This is a genomic window from Micropruina sp. (genome assembly GCF_047606665.1).
Lineage (GTDB): Bacteria > Actinomycetota > Actinomycetes > Propionibacteriales > Propionibacteriaceae > Micropruina.
In genome coordinates this window covers 18,198-36,818 of sequence record NZ_JASGEF010000017.1, presented here as the reverse complement: position 1 = coordinate 36,818, position 18,621 = coordinate 18,198, and the positions used below count along the sequence as shown (strand labels likewise).

Sequence of the window (18,621 nt, the reverse complement as noted above, 5' to 3'; positions counted from 1 at the left end):
TTGTTCGTCCCACCCGCCCGATACAACCGGGTGCTCTCCTTCGTCCACCGCCGATACAACGCAATCGCTTCCTCAGTCAACCGATTCTGCTCCTGCGTCTTCTCATAGTCCGCCGGCGAACACGGAACCGGCGTCCCACCCATCGGCGAACACATCGGACTCACCACCGCCGTCGGCGTCACAGTACTCACCGACGACGACGGCACCACAGACAACGACGCACTCACCGACGGAACCACCGTCGACGAACACCCCACAAGCAACAGCACCACAACCACCAGGTACTTCATCGGACCCCTTCCCCCGAGATCGTTGCCCGAGTCTCGCACGAATACCGAAGCCGTAGACAGTTATCCACAGGACGAAGAGACAAACGACCAGCTAAATTTTTCAATGCCAGATGAAATCTCGTGGTCATGCGTGGTTGAACACATCGTCACCGCCGTCGACCATCCGGCGGTGCCGAGTCACTGCCGAGTCACCTGGCGGCGGGTACCCGCTTCGGCAGGCCTAGCCCGATCAGCTTCTTCTGCGGGGTGTGCCGGGCGTCCCAGGCGTCCCCTCCGCGGGTGCGGCGTAGGTCGATGATGCCGCCGTCGGCAACAAGATGGTGCGGTGCGGCGTAGCTGATCTCGACGGTGCCGATGTCGCCCGGACGCGGCCGTTCGGCGCCCTCGGCCACGGCGACATGTACCAGCCGGTTGTCCCTGGCCCGACCCGACACCCGCGCTGTGGCGGCGTCCTTGCGGCCCTCGCCGGCAGCGAACAGCACCTCGACCTGCGAACCGACCAGCTTGGAGTTCTCGGCACAGGCGAGATCGCCGACCAGCGCGATCAGTCGCTCGTAACGCTCCTGGACGACCTGCTTCGGTATCTGGTCGGGCATGGTCGCGGCCGGCGTCCCCGGCCGGATCGAGTACTGGAAGGTGAACGCGGCGGCGAACCGGGACGCCTCCACCACCCGCAACGTCTCAGCGAAGTCGTCCTCTGTCTCACCGGGGAAGCCGACGATGATGTCAGTCGTGATCGCGGCCTGCGGCATCGCAGCCCGGACCCGCTCGATGATGCCCAGGTAACGCTCCGACCGGTACGACCGGCGCATCGCGCGAAGCACCTTGTCAGAGCCTGATTGCAGGGGCATGTGCAGGCTGGGCATCACGTTCGGCGTCTCGGCCATCGCGGCGATCACGTCGTCGGTGAACGCGGCCGGGTGCGGCGAGGTGAACCGAACCCGCTCCAGGCCGTCGATCGTCCCGCAGGCCCGCAGCAGCTTGCCGAACGCCAGCCGGTCGCCGAACTCGACACCGTAGGAGTTCACGTTCTGGCCGAGCAGGGTGATCTCCTGGACGCCCTCGTCGACCAGCGCGCGGATCTCGGCCAGGATGTCGCCGGGACGCCGGTCGGTCTCCTTGCCGCGCAGCTGCGGGACGATGCAGAACGTGCAGGTGTTGTTGCAGCCGACGCTGATCGACACCCACGCCGAATAGGGTGACTCGCGCCGGGTCGGCAGCGTGGACGGGAACGCCTCCAGCGCCTCGACGATCTCGACCTGGGCCTCCTGCTCGACCCGGGCCCGCTCCAGCAGCACCGGCAGCTTGCCGACGTTGTGGGTGCCGAAGACGACGTCCACCCAAGGCGCCTTGGCGACGATGACGTCACGGTCCTTCTGCGCCATACAGCCGCCGACCGCGATCTGCATGCCCGGATGACCGGCCTTCACCGGCGCCAAGTGGCCCAGGTTGCCGTACAGCCGGTTGTCGGCGTTCTCGCGCACCGCGCAGGTGTTGAACACCACGACATCGGCCTGCTCGCCCTCGGCGTGCGGGGTGTAGCCGGCGTCCTCCAGCAGTCCGGCGATCCGTTCGGAGTCGTGGACGTTCATCTGACACCCGTAGGTGACGACCTGATAGGTGCGGGGCTGCGCGGTGGTTGTCATCTCGGGGCGACAGCTTACCGGCTGAATACACCGATCACTGATCGGCCAGGTACCTGCCCGGCGTCAGGCCGGTGACGGTGCGGAAGTCGTGGGTGAAGTGGGCTTGGTCGACGTAGCCGAGGTCGGCGGCGACGTCGGCGAGCGACCGGTCCCCCGCCTTCAGCTGTGCCACCGCGTCGTGCAGCCGGCGCCGCTGGATCAGCCACTTCGGGGTCAGCCCGACCCGGTTCAGCGCCAGCCGCTGCAGCGCCCGCTCGCTGAAGCCGAAGGGATCCGCCACCTCGGCGACCCGGGTCACCTCCGGGTGCGCGGCCAGCCAGTCGATGACGGCGTTGATCTGCCGACCCTGGGCGTCGACCGGCAGCAGCGGCGCCAGCGCCTCCTCGTAGCCGGCGATCGCGGCCCCGGTGACTGGCAGTGTCGCTCGGGTCGCCGGCCATCGCCGTCCGCACCCGCGCGGTCAGCGCCGCACCGTCCAGGCCGGGCAGCGCGTCCAGGTCGACGAAGCCGTCCACCAGAGTGCTCACCGGGCGTTGCAACAGCAGCCGGCCGGTCGCCGGGCGAAACAACACCCCGACCGCCCAGCCCTGCCCGTCCAGGGTTACCTCGGACACGCCACGAGCCACCCCGTAGAACCGGGCGTAGCTGTTGCTGATCACGATCAGGCAGACCGGGTACTGCAGGGTGCTCTGGGTGGACGGCTGGTCCAACGACCAGACCGGGATCCAGTAGCGGGCGATCAGGTCGGTCATGCCGGGCGAGGCCGAGTAGCGGTGGATCGGCGGCGACGGCCGGGACGCGGAGGTCAAATGGGCTCGGTCCACCGGGTCACCGGCGGGGCGTGCGGCGTCCGGACGGCTCCGTGCGGATTCGCTGCGCATGCGTCGGATTATCACAAGATCGCCGCCTCTTCGGCCCCTAGCGTGGCCGTCATGAACGACACCATCACCATCTTCACCGATCGCGCCGAGCGGTTCAGCCACCTGCTCGCCCACGCCGAGGGACGTTGGGACGCCCCGACGCCCTGCACCGACTGGACGGTCAGCGACCTCGTCCGGCACGTCATCGACACCGAACGCGACTTCCTCGACCGGCAGCAACTGTCGCTGCCCACACCGCCGGAATCCGCCGACCCGGCGCAGGCCTGGCAGACCCACGCCCAGGCCGTCATCGACGTCCTGAGCCACGACAGCATCGCCGACCGCAGCTTCGACGGCTACTTCGGCCCGACCACCATCGGCGACACGATGGCCAACTTCTACGGCTGGGATCTGGCCGTGCACGCCTGGGACCTGGCCCGCGCCACCGGCCAGGGCGACCCGATCAGTGAGGCCGAGGCACGAGAACTGTCCACCGTCGCCGACGGCTGGGGACCATCGCTGTACAGCGCCGGCATCTGCGCCCCGGCGCGTCCGATCGACGACGACGCCAGCGACGTGGCCAAACTGCTCGCCAAGCTGGGCCGCGACCCGGGGTGGTCGGCGGCCTGAGGCACGTGAATCAGGGAATTGACCAGCCGGGAGACCGCTCGGGTCAGTGCGCGGTCTCGGTGACCCGCGACTCGCGGACGACGGTGACCTTGATGGTGCCGGGGTAGGTGAGCTCGGCCTCGACCTGTTTGGCGATCTCTTTCGCCATCAAGTGGGTGCCGGCGTCGTCGACGTGGTCTGGCTGGACCATCACACGGATCTCGCGACCGGCCTGCATCGCGAACACCTTGTCAACGCCCTTGTGGGAGCGTGCGATCTCTTCCAGCCGCTGCAGGCGTTTCACATAGACCTCGAGGCTCTCGCGGCGGGCACCGGGACGGCCGCCGCTGATCGCGTCGGCCGCCTGTGTGAGCACCGCGATAACCGTCTTCGGCTCGACCTCGTCGTGGTGCGCCTCGATGGCGTTGACGATGTCGGGGTGCTCGCCGAACCGGCGAGCCAGATCGGCACCGACCTTGGCATGCGAGCCTTCGACCTCGTGGGTGAGCGCCTTGCCGATGTCGTGCAGGAACGCGGCTCGCCGCGCGGGCGCGGGGTCCAGGCCCAGTTCGGACGCCATCAGTCCAGCCAGATGGGCGCACTCCACCAGGTGTTTGAGCACGTTCTGTCCGTACGAGGTGCGGTACTGCAACGCGCCGATGGTCGGCAACAGGCCGGGATCGACATCGGTCAGCCCCACATCGGCGACGGCGTCCTCAGCGGCGCGCAGGCAGATCTCGTCGATCCGGCGCTTGCTGCGTTCGTAGACCTCTTCGATCCGAGCGGGGTGGATGCGGCCGTCGGCGACCAGCTCGGTCAGCGTCAGCCGCGCCACTTCCCGACGGACCGGATCGAACGACGACAACAGCACGCTCTCGGGGGTGTCGTCGATCATCACGTTGACCCCGGTGGTCTGCTCGAAGGCGCGGATGTTGCGGCCCTCACGCCCGATGATGCGGCCCTTCATCTCGTCGCCGGGCAGCGGAACGGTGGTCACCACCGATTCGGTGGTCTGTTCGGTGGCCAGCCGTTGAATGGCACCCACGATGATCTGCCGAGCCCGCTGTTCGCCGTGGCGGCGGGCCTCTGCCTCGATCTCGCGGCTCAACTGCACCGCCTGCAGCCGGGCCTGGTGCTCCACCTGGGCTAGCAGTTCGGCCTTGGCCTCTTCCGAGGTCATGCCGGCGATCCGGGCGATCTCCTTGCGCTGCTTGGCCTCGGCCTCTTCGAGGGCAGCCCGCCGGGCGTCCAGGTCGGCCAAGCTGAGTTCCAGGTCGCCGAGCCGTTCGTCGAACTTGCGCTGCAACCCGGCGTGCTGGTCTTCGCGCTCGCCGACCCGGCGCTCGCGGCGTTCCACCTCTTGGAGGAGCGTTTCCACACGTTCGCGTTCCAGGCGACTGGCGGCCTCGCTCTCCAGGCGCACCCGGTCGGCGTCGGATCGGATCCGTTCTGCCTCGGCCCGCGCCACCGCGATGATCTCGTCGGCCTCGGCCTTGCGTGCCAGAGGATCGACCCTCGCCACCAGAGACTGCAACCGAGATCGCTCCTGCTTCTCGGCTTCGACGGCACGCCGGGCGGCCTGCTTCTGGGCCTGCTGCTGGTTGCGCACCATGGACACCACGACCAGAGTGAGGCCGACCAGCACGATCGCAAGGACGACGGCGACGATCGCGAGCACTTGCATCGGATCCATCGGATTCCTCCCGTCCTTGGTGAGCAGGGGCACGGCCCAACGGTCGGATCACCATGACAATCAGGCGATGCCGGACATGACGTCCGGCATCGCCGTCCGCTCCGCCATCGGGATGGACGGACTCCGATCACGAATCTGTTACTAAAGCGTTGGAGAAGTCGATCGTATGGGTTGATGAATCGTTGACGCACCTGAGCCTGAGGTTAGGCGCCGACGGCCCGGTGTTCAAGCGCCACTCCTTGTCGCGAAGGGAATTGGCCATCGAGGTCAGGGGGCGTCGGACGCCTCCTCAGCGCCATCGCCGGGCAACTCGCGCAGAACGGTCGCGATGACCTCCGTCGAGAAGCCGCGCCGAGCCAGTTGACCGGCCAGCCGGCGATAGCGGACCTGGTAAGGAAATCGCTCCAGACTGCGAGCCCGCTTGGCCACCAGGTCGCGCGCCACGGCCAGATCTGTCTCGGAATCGACATCGGCCGCGGCCCGCTCGATCAACTCGGCGTCGATGCCCTTGGTGCGCAACTCTTGTCGAAGCGCGCGGGTGGACCGCTGCCGCCGTTGCTGCGCATCGAAGACCGCCGCCGCAAACCGCTTGTCATCGATCAACCCCACCTCGGTGAGCCGGTCGAGCACCTCATGAGTCGCCTCATCAGGCACCCGCCGCTTCGCCAATGCCAGCTCGAGTTCCCGCCGGGTCCGGTCACGAACATCGAGCAGGCGCAGCGCAATCTCACGCGCGACCGCGATCGGGTCGGCGTTCGGATCGTCGGGTTTTTGGGCGCCGCCGCTCAGAACGCCACCTCACCGGTCACCGGATCGATGCCGGGCGGCACCTCGCCGGCCTGACCGATGCCCAGATGCTTCAGGATGCGATCTTCGAGTTCGTTGGCCACCTCAGGATTCTTCTTGAGGTACTTGCGGGCGTTCTCTTTGCCCTGGCCCAGTTGGTCGGCCTCGTAGGTGAACCAGGCGCCGGCCTTGCGTACCAGGCCGGTCTCGACACCGAGGTCGATCAGGCTGCCCTCGCGGCTGATGCCCTTGCCGTAGATGATGTCGAATTCGGCCTGCTTGAACGGCGGGGCCATCTTGTTCTTCACCACCTTGACCCGGGTGCGGTTGCCGACCATGTCGGAGCCGTCCTTCAGGGTCTCGATTCGCCGCACGTCGAGTCGCACAGAGGAGTAAAATTTCAGCGCCTTACCGCCGGTTGTGGTCTCGGGGGACCCGAACATCACACCGATCTTCTCGCGCAACTGGTTGATGAAGATCGCGGTGGTGCCCGCTCCGGCCAGCGCGCCGGTCATCTTGCGCAGCGCCTGGCTCATCAGCCGAGCCTGCAGGCCGACGTGGCTGTCGCCCATCTCGCCCTCGATCTCGGCGCGCGGGGTAAGCGCCGCCACCGAGTCGATCACGATCAGCGCCAGCGCACCGGACCGGACCAGCATGTCGGCGATCTCCAGCGCCTGCTCGCCGTTGTCGGGTTGGCTGACCAACAGCGCGTCGGTGTCGACACCGAGCTTCTCGGCGTACGCCGGGTCGAGCGCGTGCTCGGCGTCGATGAAGGCACAGATGCCGCCCGCAGCCTGCGCGCTGGCGATGGCGTGCAGCGCCACCGTCGTCTTGCCGCTGGCCTCGGGGCCGTAGATCTCGATCACCCGCCCCCGCGGCAGACCACCGATGCCGAGCGCCACATCGAGCGCGATCGACCCGGTCGGAATCACTTCGATGGGCTGCCGGGTCTCTTCGCCCAGCCGCATCACCGAACCCTTGCCATGTTGCTTCTCGATCTGGGCGAGGGCCGCTTCGAGCGCCTTCTCGCGATCTGCAATCGCCATGTCGTGCTGTCCTTCCTCGTCCGGCCGTTGCCGTTCCCAAGCTTCTGTTGTCACCTTACGAACGGGCGCTGACAGAATCGTCAAACTCGTTCGGGCCTGTGGGTAACTGGCTGCTCGCCCGTGACCACCGGTCACTCACACTACCGAACAAATGTTCGAAACACGTCCGACACGCCGTCAGCGATCGGACGCCGGAAGCTCCAGATTGCGCCACACGGCCCGCCAGATCTCCTTGCACGGAACACCCGCCGCTAACGCCTCGCGCACCGTCCGGCTGCCGAGTTCGGAGATCACATGGCTCTCAGCCCACACCAGGGCCGACACCCGGCCCAGATGCTGGGTCAAGCGGGCCCACAGTTCGGCTTCGCGCACCTCAGGCAGCGACCCGCGCACGCACCGGCAGGTGCGCCACCACGTCGCGATCGTCGTATTTATCGCTCACCCGGCGCAGCACCAGCGACAACGGGACGCCGAGCGCCCCGCAGATGGCGTTCAGCAGTTCGCTGGAGGGTTCCTTCTGTCCACGCTCGATCTCGGACAGGTAACCCAGACTGACCCGGGCCGACGACGACACCTCGCGGAGGGTGCGCCGATCGGCGTTGCGCAGTTCGCGCAACGACTCACCCAGCAATTCCCGCATCAGTTGCGGCCGGTCGGCCTCGGCGGCGATCATGCCCACGACTCTACCCATCCATAGCTCTCATCGACGTGAGACATCAACATGCGTCGCGCAGAAAATGTTCCGCTGCCGCTCGCAGGTCCGCCGTCCAGGCAGGTTCGACACGACGGGGTCCGTCCCATGGCCCCACCGAAACCGGTCAGTCCCGCGCGATCGGATCGAGCAGATCCAGCAGCATTCGCAGCGCGGCGGCGACGGTCTGTTCCCGCACCGCTTCGCGGTCGCCCTCGAACTGGAAGCACAACGCAGTCGGCAACGGCTTCATGGCTCCGATCGTGGGCCCGATCACTGCGATCCACACCACACCGGGCGGATGCCCCTCTTGCGCGGCCGGTCCGGCCACCCCGGAGGCCGCCAACGCGTAGTCGGCTCTGGTCAGATCTTGGACGCCGACGACCATCTCGACAGCGGTCTGCTCAGAGATCACGCCGTGCTTGCGCAGCACCCGCGGGTCCACACCACCGATGCGCGCCTTCTGCTCAGTGGCGTAGACCACCACTCCACCGACGTAGTAACTGGACGCTCCCGGCACCGAGGTGACGGTCGCCCCCAGGAGGCCACCGGTGAGGGATTCCGAGGTTGCGAGGGTGAGACCACGCTCGGTCAGCGTCCGTCCCACCACCTCGGCGAGGGAGTGCTGGGTCATCTACTTCCCCCTGTCGTCCGGGCCACGTCTCCGCAGGGCGATCGCCTCGCGGATGTAGTCGACCGCGGTCACCAGGGTCACCAGGACAGCGGCCGTCATCACGATCCAGGCCGTCCACTGTAGCCAGGACGGCATCAGCGGCAATCCCGGCAGGTACAGCAGCAGTGCCACACTTTGCAGCACCGTCTTCAGCTTGCCGCCGGCGTTGGCCGCCATCACGCCGTACTTCAGCATGGCGAACCGCATCCAGGTGATGCCCCATTCGCGGACCAGCACCAGCACCGTCACCCACCAGGGCAGCTCGCCGACGATGCTCAGGCCGACGAACGCCATGCCGGTGAGCGCCTTGTCGGCGATCGAGTCCCAGAGCTTGCCGAAGTCGGTTATCAGGTTGTACTTGCGGGCGATCCGGCCGTCGATGGCGTCCGTGGCGATCGCGATCGCGAACACGATGGTCGAACCCAAACGCCAGCCCACGTCGTCCGGGTGACTCAGCATCACCCAGGCGAACACGGGCACCAGCACCAGCCGCAGGACGGTGAGCGCATTGGCGGCATTGAGCCGGCTCGGTTGGCTGGTCATGGTTCCGACAGATGCACGCGCGCGGTCACGCGCAGCAATCTATCCCAGCCCGCTGTGCTCCGGATGAGCCGCGCGACACGCCGCGCAGGCGGAGGATCGAGACCCTCCGGATTCGGTCGGTCCATCCGTGCCCACGCCCGCGCCGCCTCACCAGGCCGGCCGCGAACCGGCGGAACCTCCCCATCTCACCCCGGCGTCCCACTGGCGGACGGATTCGGACAGCTCATTGCCTGTTTGCGGGCGAGATTGGTTAACTATGCCCGAACCGGCCGGTCGATCGCGGCCGGAAGTGAAAGGGCAAGGGTGCCGTGAGTAACAATTCTGCAAGTGGACTTCCGACGGCTGCGGCCGCCGGCGTCGTGCCGGCCGGGGCTGAGCTCCGCCGGGTGGTGACGGGAGCTACCTGGTCGGAGGGCCCGGTGTGGCTGCCGGATCGATCCGTGGTGCGATGGAGCGACATTCCGGGCAATCGCATTCTGGAAGTAAATCCCGCCGACGGTGTGCTGCAGGTGCACCGCACCGACGTCGAATTCACCAATGGCCGCACCCTCGATCTCGCGGGCAACGTCATTCAGGCCTCCCACGGCAGGCGGGCGATCGAACGCGAGACCGCGGACGGCGAGGTCAGCATCGTCGTCGACCAATGGGACGGCAGGCGGCTGAACTCACCGAACGACGTCATCGTCGCCTCGGACGGCGCCATCTGGTTCAGCGATCCGCCCTACGGCATCGTGCAGGCCCACGAAGGGCATCTGGGCGATCCCGAGTACGGCGGCTGCCATGTGTTCCGCTACGACGAACGAGCCGGCAAACTCACCGCCGCGATCACCGATGTGGAAGAGCCCAACGGGCTGGCCTTCTCGCCGGACGAGAGCATTCTCTACGTCACCGACACCTCATGCGTACTGCGCAAGGACGGCAGCGGCAATCATCACATCGTTGCCTACGACGTCGCCGCCGACGGCAGCTGCTCGAACCGGCGGGTGTTCGCCGTGATCGACAAGGGCGTCGCGGACGGCATTCGAGTGGACGCCGAGGGCCGGGTCTGGTCGTCAAGCGAGGACGCCGTATTGGTCTACGCACCCGATGGCGAGTTACTGACCGCCATTCCGGTGCCGGAGCGGGTCGGCAATATGTGCTTCGGTGGAGCTGCTGGATCGACGCTGTTCATCGCCGCCCACACCAGCATCTACGCCATCGAGACCACGACGACCGGCGCGGGACGTCCGGCGCGCTGATCGATGAGAAGGCGACGGCGGCCCGTTACGTTACCGATCGTTGCCAGCCGCTCACACCGAGATCTCGGAAGCCGACAAGGACTAGAAGGACTAGGTAAGTCTCGACGGACCGGCGGAGGGTTGCGTAACCTGGAACGTCGTTGGGAAGCGGTCCAAGTGCGAGCGCAGAGTCAGCTCCAGCCCGGCAAGCCGGGCTGGAGCTGACTCTTCACCAGAAGCCGGCGGAGAATGCGTAGTTGGCAGGCTGTCCGGAACTACCAAAGCCCGGGCCGATTTCACACATGGAGGCCCCTATCCCTCGCGCAGGTTGACCAGCACCTCGTCCAGGTCGTCGGGCTTTACCAGCACCTCGCGCGGCTTGGAGCCCTCGGAAGGGCCGACCACGCCGCGGGTCTCCAGGATGTCCATCAGGCGTCCGGCCTTGGCGAAGCCCACCCGCAGCTTGCGCTGCAGCATCGAGGTCGAACCCAGCTGCAGGTTGACCACCAGGGTGGCCGCCTCCAGCACCAGCTCCAGATCGTCGCCGATGTCCTCGGCGACCTTGGTGGACGCCTCCGGGGTTGCCTGGACGTCCTCGCGGTACTGCGGCTGCAACTGCGCCGTGACGTGCTTGGCGACCTGGCGGATCTCGGCCTCGGTGACCCACGCGCCCTGCACCCGGATCGCCTTGGACGCCCCCATCGGCAGGAACAACCCGTCACCCTGGCCGACCAGCTTCTCCGCGCCCGGTGAGTCCAGGATGACCCGCGAGTCGGTCATGGACGCTGTGGCGAACGCCAGCCGGGAGGGCACGTTGGCCTTGATCAGGCCGGTCACCACGTCGGTGGACGGACGCTGGGTGGCCAACACCAGGTGGATGCCGGCGGCCCGCGCCAGCTGGGTGATTCGGACGATCGAGTCCTCGACGTCGCGCGGCGCGACCATCATCAGATCGGCGAGCTCGTCGACGATCACCAGCAGGTACGGATACGGCGCCAGCACCCGCTCGGAACCCGGCGGCAGCTTCACCGCACCGGCCCGGACGGCCTTGTTGAAGTCGTCCACGTGCCGGAACCCGAACGCGGCCAGGTCGTCGTAGCGGGTGTCCATCTCGCGGCACACCCATTGCAGCGCCTCGGCGGCCTTCTTCGGGCTGGTGATGATCGGCGTGACCAGGTGCGGAATGCCCTCGTAGTGGGTGAGCTCCACCCGCTTGGGGTCGACCAGCAGCAGCTGCACCTCGTCCGGGGTGGCCCGCATCATGATCGAGGTGATCAGCGAGTTGATGAAGCTCGACTTGCCCGAACCGGTGGCGCCGGCGACCAGCAGGTGCGGCATCTTGGCCATGTTGGCCACCAGGTAGCCGCCCTCGACGTCCTTGCCGAGCCCCACCGTCATCGGGTGGTGGTCGTTGCGGGCGATCGGGCTGCGCAGCACGTCGCCCAGCGACACGATCTCTTTGTCGGCGTTGGGGATCTCGATGCCGATCGCCGACTTGCCGGGGATCGGCGACAGGATCCGGACATCGGCCGAGGCGACGGCGTAGGCGATGTTCTTGCCCAGCGCGGTGACCTTCTCGACCTTCACGGCCGGACCGAGCTCGACCTCGTAACGGGTGACGGTCGGCCCCCGCATGTATCCGGTGACGGTGGCGTCGATCTCGAACTGCCGCAGCACCTCGGTGAGGCGTCCGACGATCGCATCGGACGCCTGGGTGCGCGCCTTCGGCACCGATCCCGGCTTCAGCATCGTGGATTCGGGCAGCACGTACTGGACGTCGCCGCTGAGCTGCAGTTGCTCGGCGACCGCGCTCTGGTGGCTGTGTTCGGGGGCGGGCAGCTCGGCCGGCCCCGGATGGGACGGCACGGGCGCCTTGCCGGCGGTGACCGGCACCGGCTCGGGTTCGGGCTCGTCGTCGGTCCAGTGGTCGATCTCGGCCGGCTGGACGTCCGCGACCAGCGGGGTGTCGTAGGCCTCGTCGACGCCGTACTTCAGCTCGGGCGGCGCCGGCTCGGGCTTCTTGGGCAGCTTCGCCTTCCACTCGGTGAACCGGGTGGCGAGTTCGTGCAGCGGAATGCCGACGATCACCAGGACGCCGAACAGCAACAGCAGGATCAGCAGCGGCACCGCGACCCAGACGGTGACCAGGTCGGCGACGATCGTGGACGCGATGAAACCCAGCGCTCCCCCGGCCTCGCGGACGGCTTCGGCGTGCGGGAAGCGGGGCATGCCCTTGGAGATATGGATCAGGCCGAGCAGCCCGAGCAGCGCACTGGTCCAGCCCACCACCTGGCGTCCGGCAGGACCGTTATGGTCGGGGTGCCGCAGAGTGCGCCAGGCCATCGCCAGTGCCAGCAGCGGCAGGGCGACGCTGAGCGTGCCGAAGACGGTGCTGACACCGATGTGGATCCAGCGGCCGACCGGGTCGGGAATACCGAACCAGAACTCAGCCGCCACCACGATCGCCAGCGCGATCAGCGCCAGACCGGCACCGTCGCGGCGCAGCGCCGGGTCGAGGTCGCGAGCACCATGTCCGATGCCGCGGGCCATCGCCCCTACTCCGCGGGCCAACGCGTTCCAGATCGCGGCGATGCCACGACCGATCGCCGGTAGTACGCCGGTAGGCTTCTTGTTGCGCCCGCGCGACGACGAGCGGGCCGGTGGTTTCTTGCTTCCGGACGACCGCGGTGCGGAACTGCGCGTGGCGCTGTTACGAGACCGCGATGGGGAAGACGCGCGGGTCGCCATGCCGCCCACCTTATGACATCGGCTGCGTCGCGCCCAGCCTCCACGCCGCCGGCCCGAGATACCCGGCCTTTCACGCTACGGCAAGCAGCGACCGTCCGCGCAGCAACTCGATCACCTGGGCATGCAATCCGGCGTCCCAGAGCGCTTCGACGTGGGTCAGCCGGTTGACGGTGTGGCTGGCGGCGAACGGCAACCGGGCGCAGGCGTCCGCGACCACAACGTCCCCCTCGCCGTCGCGCAGCGCCGGGCTGAGCAGGGCCAGCCGGTCGAGGACGCCGAGCATCTCGGTCAGTCCGCGGGTGCGGGCCAGCCGGGCCGGCGCTGATGCTCGGCCGTCCGGCTCGGCGGGGCCGAGCAGTTCGCAGATCCGGCGCAGATCGGCGCTGACGCCGCCGAACGTGTGCCACGGGATGCCGGCCGGCGTGGGGCGTCCGGCCAGAGCGCGTAGGGTCGGGCTGCCGGGAGCCAGTTCGGCCACCGCCGGGGACGCCGAGAGCGAGCAGAGCGCGGCCAGGACCGTGGGACGCAAGCCCAGCGAGGACACCGCCGTCTGCAGCCTGCGGGCGGTCCGGTCGACGCCGACGGCCAGGCCGGCCAGACCCGAGCCGGCATGCGGGGTGTGCAGGGTGATCACCGAACGCATCCGGTCGAGCAGCCGATGCAGACCCGGCGAGCCGGCGGCACGGTCGAGAAGGAGCCTAGCCAGCAGCCCGCCCCGGCTGTGGGCCACGATCGCCAGCGGCAGCCGGCGCAACCGCGAGTCGTGGCTCAACGGACCCGCGGCGATCTCGACCAGCTGCTCCAGATTCGGCGCCAGCAACCCGTCCGGTGCCGCCTGTTCGTAGCTCAGCGTGCTGAAACCCGAAGCCAGCAGCGCCTCGCGCCAACTCTGCCGACCCTCCGGCGCGGTCGCCATGCTGGCCAGTCCGCCGCGGAAGCCATGCAGCAGCAGAACCAGCGGCACGCCCGGCTGCAGCGGACCGTCCAGGCGAGCCCGACTGCCGTCCGGCAACCGCAGCGATCGTGCCGGATGTCCACCGGTACTGGACGTCAGCTTCGCGGTCATCGCAGATTCTCCTTCGTTGCCGGAAGGAGACCAAGGCCAACGCCCTGATACCCCCTCCGGCGAGAAAGCCGCGATCGACGTTGGAGCGGGCCCGTGGAACTGGTGTGCTGACGCGACAACGGGCTAGGTCAGCGTGACTACCCTGTTCGCGCGACCTGCCACCTCCGGGTCGTGGGTGACCAGCACCATCGTCGTTCCCTGCAAACTGCTCAGCATCAGATCCAGGATCTCGTCTCGCCGATCGGCGTCGAGAGAACCCGTGGGTTCATCCGCCAGCAGGATGTCCGGTTCCGCCACCAGCGCGCGAGCGATGGAGACTCGCTGCTGCTCACCGCCCGACAGTTCCGCGGGACGATGGTCGAGTCGATGCCCGATGCCAACCGCATCCAATGCCGACTCGGACCGAGTTCTCGCCTCGCTTGCCGCCATGCCCTTCAGCCTGAGCACGAAGGCCACATTGTCGACAGCCGTCAGCATCGGGAGGAGACGGTAGTCCTGATAGATGTGCGCGATATGTTCGAGCCGAAACTGCGCACGGCCACGCGCGTCGAGTTCACCGACGTTCGTTCCCAGCACGCGGACCGTCCCCTTCGCCGGAATCTCGAGACCCGCGACCAGCGAGAGCACCGTCGACTTCCCGGAACCCGACTGGCCCAGCAACGCGACAACCTCGCCTCGACCGACCTCCGCGGAAAATGACTGGAGCGCCGTTACCATCCGTTTGCGACGTCGATAGGTGAAGGACACATCGCTCAACTCAATCGCGACAGCACGCTCCGACGTCATATCAGCAAACTCCTTCACCACGATCGAACAGCCCTTATCCCATAGAACACAACCACGGCGACCGCTACCACCAGAAGCACGCCCACCACTGCCACAATCTGGCTCGACGAAATGTACAGCGCCGTCCACGACAGGATCACCAGCCGGGCAAGGATTGCAGCCACACACGCCGATATCGCCGCCATCAACAGCATCGCCGTGCCGTACAGCCAGAGCCACCCGGTCGCGGGCGCACCGAGTGCCCGAACGACCGAGACAACCGATCCGAGGCTGCCACGCAGACCGCTCGTCGCGCGTTGCAGCCCCACCAGCCACAAACCGGCTCCAATCGCTGCCACGATCAGGACGAATGCCGACGCTCCCGTGTCGTTACCGAGCACCTCGGCTACGGACGCCCATTTCGATGCCGCCCCGGCATGATCCGACTCGAGCCAGAACGTCGTGTCATGGACGCCCGAATCTCCGAACCCAGGGAACGCGGATTTTGCAGACGTACTCGTCACAATGACATACCCGCGATTGCCGAGAGATCCGCCCGGATGCCATGGCCGCCCGATCCCACACACGGTAGTCTCCATTTGGTGCGCGTCGCCTTCTGTCGGGCGCCAGGACACCACTACCGGGCCGCCCACGGACGCCTTCAGGTATTCTGCGCTGGCCTCATCGATCACGACACCGTCGGCGCATGTGGAGCCCGAGACCACGATGCCACTAAAGAGCCGCTGCACATCGGCATAGCGATCAGTCGGAACAATCTCGGCCGTCGCGGTCAGGGAGTGGCCTCGTCGCCCGGTGGGCTGCGCTCTATTGCTCAACTCGAAATCGGGGGAACTGGCCACCACGAGGCCGCCACCAGGAACCCGGCCCTCGGCCTTGGATTGGTACCCCAGGCTTGACTCGTACACGACATTGTCGAAGGGAACCCGCGAAACGAAAAGGACCGAGAAGCCAGCCAGCAGGCCAAGCGCGGCCAGTACCGCAAGATCACGCAGGATCGCCAGAGGCGACAGATGGCGCACCAGCACCCCACATACCAGTCGACTCGACGACATACCTATCTTCTCCACACTCTTCGAAGACTCATGCCGCCCCACAGCGCGGCCAACGCCAAGATGAGAACCAGGCCGATCCATACGAGGCCGAGCGGGGAGGCCAAAGCAGGCGGAAAGCAACAGGCGAAGACTCCCGCAGAGAAACCTAACCAGGCCGCAGCCGCGGCCACAGTCAAGGCTGCGGCACCCACGAGAAAGACTGCGACATACACGGCGCGCGCCGCAGCCGCCGCGTCTCCTCCGAAGTCATGAACGAATCGCAGCACCGCGAGCACCTTGCCACGGAACACGTGCATTTCTCTGACGATCAGGAGTGAGACAGCGACGATCGCGAGGGTACCTATCGTCCGAACCAGGCCCAACGAGTTCGCGGAATTGTCATTGGCTTCCTTCGCGAGGTCTGCTACGGCGCTCACCTTCGGCGGATATATCTTTGTTGACTTCAATGACGCAGCCAACCGGCCATTTCCAATTGCTTTCATCACCCGAGCGCGCGCTGCTGACGTAAGAACAACGCCATACTTCTGCGCCTCGGCAGGAAGTTCGTGCATGAGCCGAACGCCGGGAGCGATCGCCACGAATCGCCACCCCGACTCGCGGACTGCCGCAATCGCCCGAACAGTGAGACGTACAGCCGGAATACCAGGTCCAACTTCGACGGATACCTGATCGTTGACAGAAACGTGCAGCGCTTGGGCGAGATCTGCCGAGATATCGATCCAGTCCTCGCCGGACGGCTCGGCTGTCCGCACTAAGAAGGTGTTCGGAGGAAACGGAAAAGCGTCCGGTGAGCAACTAGGGCTGACGACCTGCAAACTCGTCATTTGAGGGGTGCCTGAGGAAGAGCCAACGTCCGTGACCCACGACGACACGAGGCACGTCGGGGCCCCGAGCGTGTCAGCTAGAAGACCTTCGTCCTCTGCCGGAAATATCCCATTCAGCATGGTGGCGTATGTTGCGCGAGAGTACATACTCGTATCCAGTTCACGCTGAATTGGGTAGATCAGGCCGAGGATGCCAGCGAGGCTGGCGCCAATGCAAAGAACCAGCGCCAGCCTCACAATGTCGCCACGGAGGCATCTGACATACAGAGTCGTCATAGAAGTTGTGAATGAGCTAGTCTCTACTACTTCTTTACTTCGATAAGATCACGAGCATTCGCATCGGTAGTGTGACCAGTTCCTGTCCCACCGTGGAAATAGCCTGACTTCACGGCGTCAGTTTTCCCTTTGCCGTTGATGTAGAGGGTGTTGTCGCCCCAAAAACTCTGACTGCCGCTGACCACCCAGGCGCTCTTGCCCATGTGGGCGTCCCAGCGATAGCCATAGTCCGCAGACGAACTGAGGCAGTTGTCACTCGTGACGACCGGCTTGGCAAACGGGCCGAAGGGGAACGATGACACGATGTACCCCGTCACCGGAACCGGAAGCCCGAGAATTCTGGCAGTGTAGTCGATGGTGACACCGCCCTTGACGGACGCGCCCTTCTTAGGGGCATTGGTGCTGACAGACGTCACCACCTTGATCTTCCAGTCGGAATGCTGACGCCCGCATGAGCCATAGGCGCAGTAAGGATACCTAGTCCGACGCCAGCTACGGCAATGCCCACCGCAGCCTTGAGGTAATGCATGGTACTTCTCCTTGCTTGGACTCCGCCATTGGAGTCGCTTTGGGGTGAATCAGTTTCACATATCTGGCCAAATGTGATACCGGGATTAGAACCTAGCGCCATGCAAGACGTCAACATGTCGTCCCATGCACTGAGACACCTGGAGCAAAGTCTTCTTATGTCGCATGACCATAGCCTATGGGCGATACGTCGCACACCTTGCCATAGCGCCTCTGACAGGATCGAAGGCGGTCAGAAATGCTGCCAGCCGGCGGCGCCGCCTTCCCAGGTCGCACCGTCGACGGTGACCGCGGGATCGCCGTCCGCGACCGTGCCGATCACCCGCCAACCGTCCGGAACGTCAGCGGGCGCGAAGGTGGCGAGCAGGGCGTGGTCGTCGCCGCCGGTCAAGATGAAAGTCAGCGGATCCCCTCCCCCGACGGCGGCCGCCACCACGCTCTGCGGCTCGGCGACGTCCAGCCGGGAAGTCTCCACGTCGATCGCCACCCGCGATGCTTCGGCGATGTGGCCGAGGTCGGCGAGCAGGCCGTCCGAGCAGTCGATCATCGCGGACGCCCCGGCCCGCTGCGCGACGATGCCCTGGCCGTAGGGCGGTTCGGGGACGCGGTGGGCGACGACGACCGCGCGGGGTGAGCGGAAGCCCCGGTTAAGCACGGTCAGTCCGGCGGCGGCCCAGCCGAGGCGTCCGCAGAGGGCGACCACGTCGCCGGGCCGGGCACCCGATCGGGTCACCGGCGGGCGTCCCTGCAGATCGCCGACGACGGTGGCGGTGATGGTGATGTCGCGGCCGCGGGTGATGTCACCACCGAGCAGCAGCGCGCCGGACAGCGTGCATTCCTCGCGGACGCCGGCGTTGAAGTCGGCCACCCAGGCCAACTCGAGCTCGGCCGGAATGGTCAGCGCCAGCACCACTGCGATCGGGCGCGCACCCATCGCTTCCAGGTCCGCGACCGCGGCGGCGACCGCTTTGCGTCCGACATCGTTCGGGGCCGACCAGGCCCGCCGGAAGTGCACGTTCTCGACCATGGTGTCGGTGGAGACGGCGACGTCGCCGTCCACCCCGAACACCGCGCAGTCGTCGCCGGGTCCGATCCGGACGGCGGCACCGGTCGGCAACCCCGCGGTGATCGAGTCGATCAAGTCGAATTCGGAGGTCTCGGCCACCGTGCGTCCTGCCATGGAGTTGAGCCTACGGGCTCGACGGTGGAAGCATCCCTGGGTGATCACGTCCAGAGGGCCGGGCACGCGCGCGGCATGCGGTGCTGTGCCGTCCGGGCATCGATACG

The 18,621-nt window shown here is 66.8% G+C and carries 19 protein-coding genes and 1 pseudogene; 2 read left to right on the top strand and 18 right to left on the bottom strand.

The window, feature by feature from the left end:
• The 4 genes and pseudogenes from QM619_RS04400 to QM619_RS04385 all read right to left on the bottom strand — a co-directional run.
• Positions 1-290 (bottom strand): hypothetical protein (locus QM619_RS04400; protein WP_415104701.1); only part of this gene is annotated, 290 nt, incomplete at its 3' end.
• Positions 291-478: 188 nt separating this feature from the next.
• Positions 479-1,936 (bottom strand): tRNA (N6-isopentenyl adenosine(37)-C2)-methylthiotransferase MiaB, encoded by a 1,458-nt coding sequence (miaB, locus tag QM619_RS04395; protein ID WP_415104699.1) that lies wholly within the window; start codon positions 1,934-1,936, stop codon positions 479-481.
• A gap of 34 nt (positions 1,937-1,970) precedes the next feature.
• Positions 1,971-2,216, bottom strand: coding sequence for a helix-turn-helix domain-containing protein (locus QM619_RS04390; RefSeq protein ID WP_415104697.1), 246 nt, complete (start codon positions 2,214-2,216; stop codon positions 1,971-1,973).
• Between the two features lie 232 nt (positions 2,217-2,448).
• Positions 2,449-2,817 (bottom strand): annotated as a pseudogene (locus QM619_RS04385) (DUF6597 domain-containing transcriptional factor); the annotation flags it as partial.
• A 51-nt stretch (positions 2,818-2,868) separates the two neighbouring features.
• Between QM619_RS04385 and QM619_RS04380 the strand changes: the two are divergent.
• The gene (locus QM619_RS04380; RefSeq protein ID WP_415104695.1) at positions 2,869-3,426 is read left to right on the top strand and encodes a TIGR03086 family metal-binding protein; all 558 of its coding nucleotides are present in this window, start codon (positions 2,869-2,871) and stop codon (positions 3,424-3,426) included.
• Between the two features lie 43 nt (positions 3,427-3,469).
• On the opposite strand, the gene rny is transcribed toward QM619_RS04380, so the two are convergent.
• The 7 genes from rny to QM619_RS04345 form a co-directional block, all read right to left on the bottom strand.
• The gene (rny, locus tag QM619_RS04375) at positions 3,470-5,098 is read right to left on the bottom strand and encodes a ribonuclease Y (RefSeq protein ID WP_415104693.1); all 1,629 of its coding nucleotides are present in this window, start codon (positions 5,096-5,098) and stop codon (positions 3,470-3,472) included.
• 267 nt (positions 5,099-5,365) lie between these two features.
• On the bottom strand, positions 5,366-5,824 hold the full coding sequence (locus QM619_RS04370; RefSeq protein ID WP_415104705.1) for a regulatory protein RecX: 459 nt from the start codon (positions 5,822-5,824) through the stop codon (positions 5,366-5,368).
• Between the two features lie 59 nt (positions 5,825-5,883).
• Positions 5,884-6,930, bottom strand: coding sequence for a recombinase RecA (gene recA, locus QM619_RS04365; RefSeq protein WP_415104691.1), 1,047 nt, complete (start codon positions 6,928-6,930; stop codon positions 5,884-5,886).
• A 177-nt stretch (positions 6,931-7,107) separates the two neighbouring features.
• Positions 7,108-7,302 carry a DUF3046 domain-containing protein gene (locus QM619_RS04360; protein WP_415104689.1) on the bottom strand — a complete coding sequence of 65 codons (195 nt, stop codon included), beginning with the start codon at positions 7,300-7,302 and terminating at the stop codon, positions 7,108-7,110.
• 1 nt (position 7,303) lies between these two features.
• Positions 7,304-7,603 carry a helix-turn-helix domain-containing protein gene (locus QM619_RS04355; protein ID WP_415104687.1) on the bottom strand — a complete coding sequence of 100 codons (300 nt, stop codon included), beginning with the start codon at positions 7,601-7,603 and terminating at the stop codon, positions 7,304-7,306.
• 145 nt (positions 7,604-7,748) lie between these two features.
• On the bottom strand, positions 7,749-8,255 hold the full coding sequence (locus QM619_RS04350; RefSeq protein WP_415104685.1) for a CinA family protein: 507 nt from the start codon (positions 8,253-8,255) through the stop codon (positions 7,749-7,751).
• Positions 8,256-8,837, bottom strand: coding sequence for a CDP-alcohol phosphatidyltransferase family protein (locus QM619_RS04345; RefSeq protein ID WP_415104683.1), 582 nt, complete (start codon positions 8,835-8,837; stop codon positions 8,256-8,258).
• A gap of 308 nt (positions 8,838-9,145) precedes the next feature.
• Between QM619_RS04345 and QM619_RS04340 the strand changes: the two genes are divergently transcribed.
• Positions 9,146-10,075, top strand: coding sequence for an SMP-30/gluconolactonase/LRE family protein (locus QM619_RS04340; protein WP_415104681.1), 930 nt, complete (start codon positions 9,146-9,148; stop codon positions 10,073-10,075).
• A gap of 291 nt (positions 10,076-10,366) precedes the next feature.
• On the opposite strand, the gene QM619_RS04335 is transcribed toward QM619_RS04340, so the two are convergent.
• The 7 genes from QM619_RS04335 to QM619_RS04305 form a co-directional block, all read right to left on the bottom strand.
• The gene (locus QM619_RS04335) at positions 10,367-12,802 is read right to left on the bottom strand and encodes a DNA translocase FtsK (protein ID WP_415104679.1); all 2,436 of its coding nucleotides are present in this window, start codon (positions 12,800-12,802) and stop codon (positions 10,367-10,369) included.
• 70 nt (positions 12,803-12,872) lie between these two features.
• The gene (locus tag QM619_RS04330) at positions 12,873-13,868 is read right to left on the bottom strand and encodes a hypothetical protein (RefSeq protein ID WP_415104677.1); all 996 of its coding nucleotides are present in this window, start codon (positions 13,866-13,868) and stop codon (positions 12,873-12,875) included.
• 123 nt (positions 13,869-13,991) lie between these two features.
• Entirely contained in the window at positions 13,992-14,675 is a 684-nt protein-coding gene (locus QM619_RS04325; protein WP_415104675.1) for an ABC transporter ATP-binding protein, read from the bottom strand.
• The gene (locus QM619_RS04320) at positions 14,669-15,679 is read right to left on the bottom strand and encodes a hypothetical protein (RefSeq protein WP_415104673.1); all 1,011 of its coding nucleotides are present in this window, start codon (positions 15,677-15,679) and stop codon (positions 14,669-14,671) included. Before QM619_RS04320 ends, QM619_RS04325 begins: the two co-directional genes overlap by 7 nt.
• Positions 15,680-15,708: 29 nt before the next feature.
• Positions 15,709-16,530: a hypothetical protein gene (locus tag QM619_RS04315; protein ID WP_415104671.1), complete on the bottom strand. Its 822-nt coding sequence runs from the start codon at positions 16,528-16,530 to the stop codon at positions 15,709-15,711.
• Positions 16,531-16,832: 302 nt separating this feature from the next.
• Positions 16,833-17,222 carry a hypothetical protein gene (locus QM619_RS04310; protein WP_415104669.1) on the bottom strand — a complete coding sequence of 130 codons (390 nt, stop codon included), beginning with the start codon at positions 17,220-17,222 and terminating at the stop codon, positions 16,833-16,835.
• Between the two features lie 344 nt (positions 17,223-17,566).
• A complete protein-coding gene (locus QM619_RS04305; RefSeq protein ID WP_415104667.1) occupies positions 17,567-18,514 on the bottom strand; it encodes a thiamine-phosphate kinase in 948 nt (315 codons plus the stop codon).
• Between the last annotated feature and the right edge of the window lie 107 nt (positions 18,515-18,621).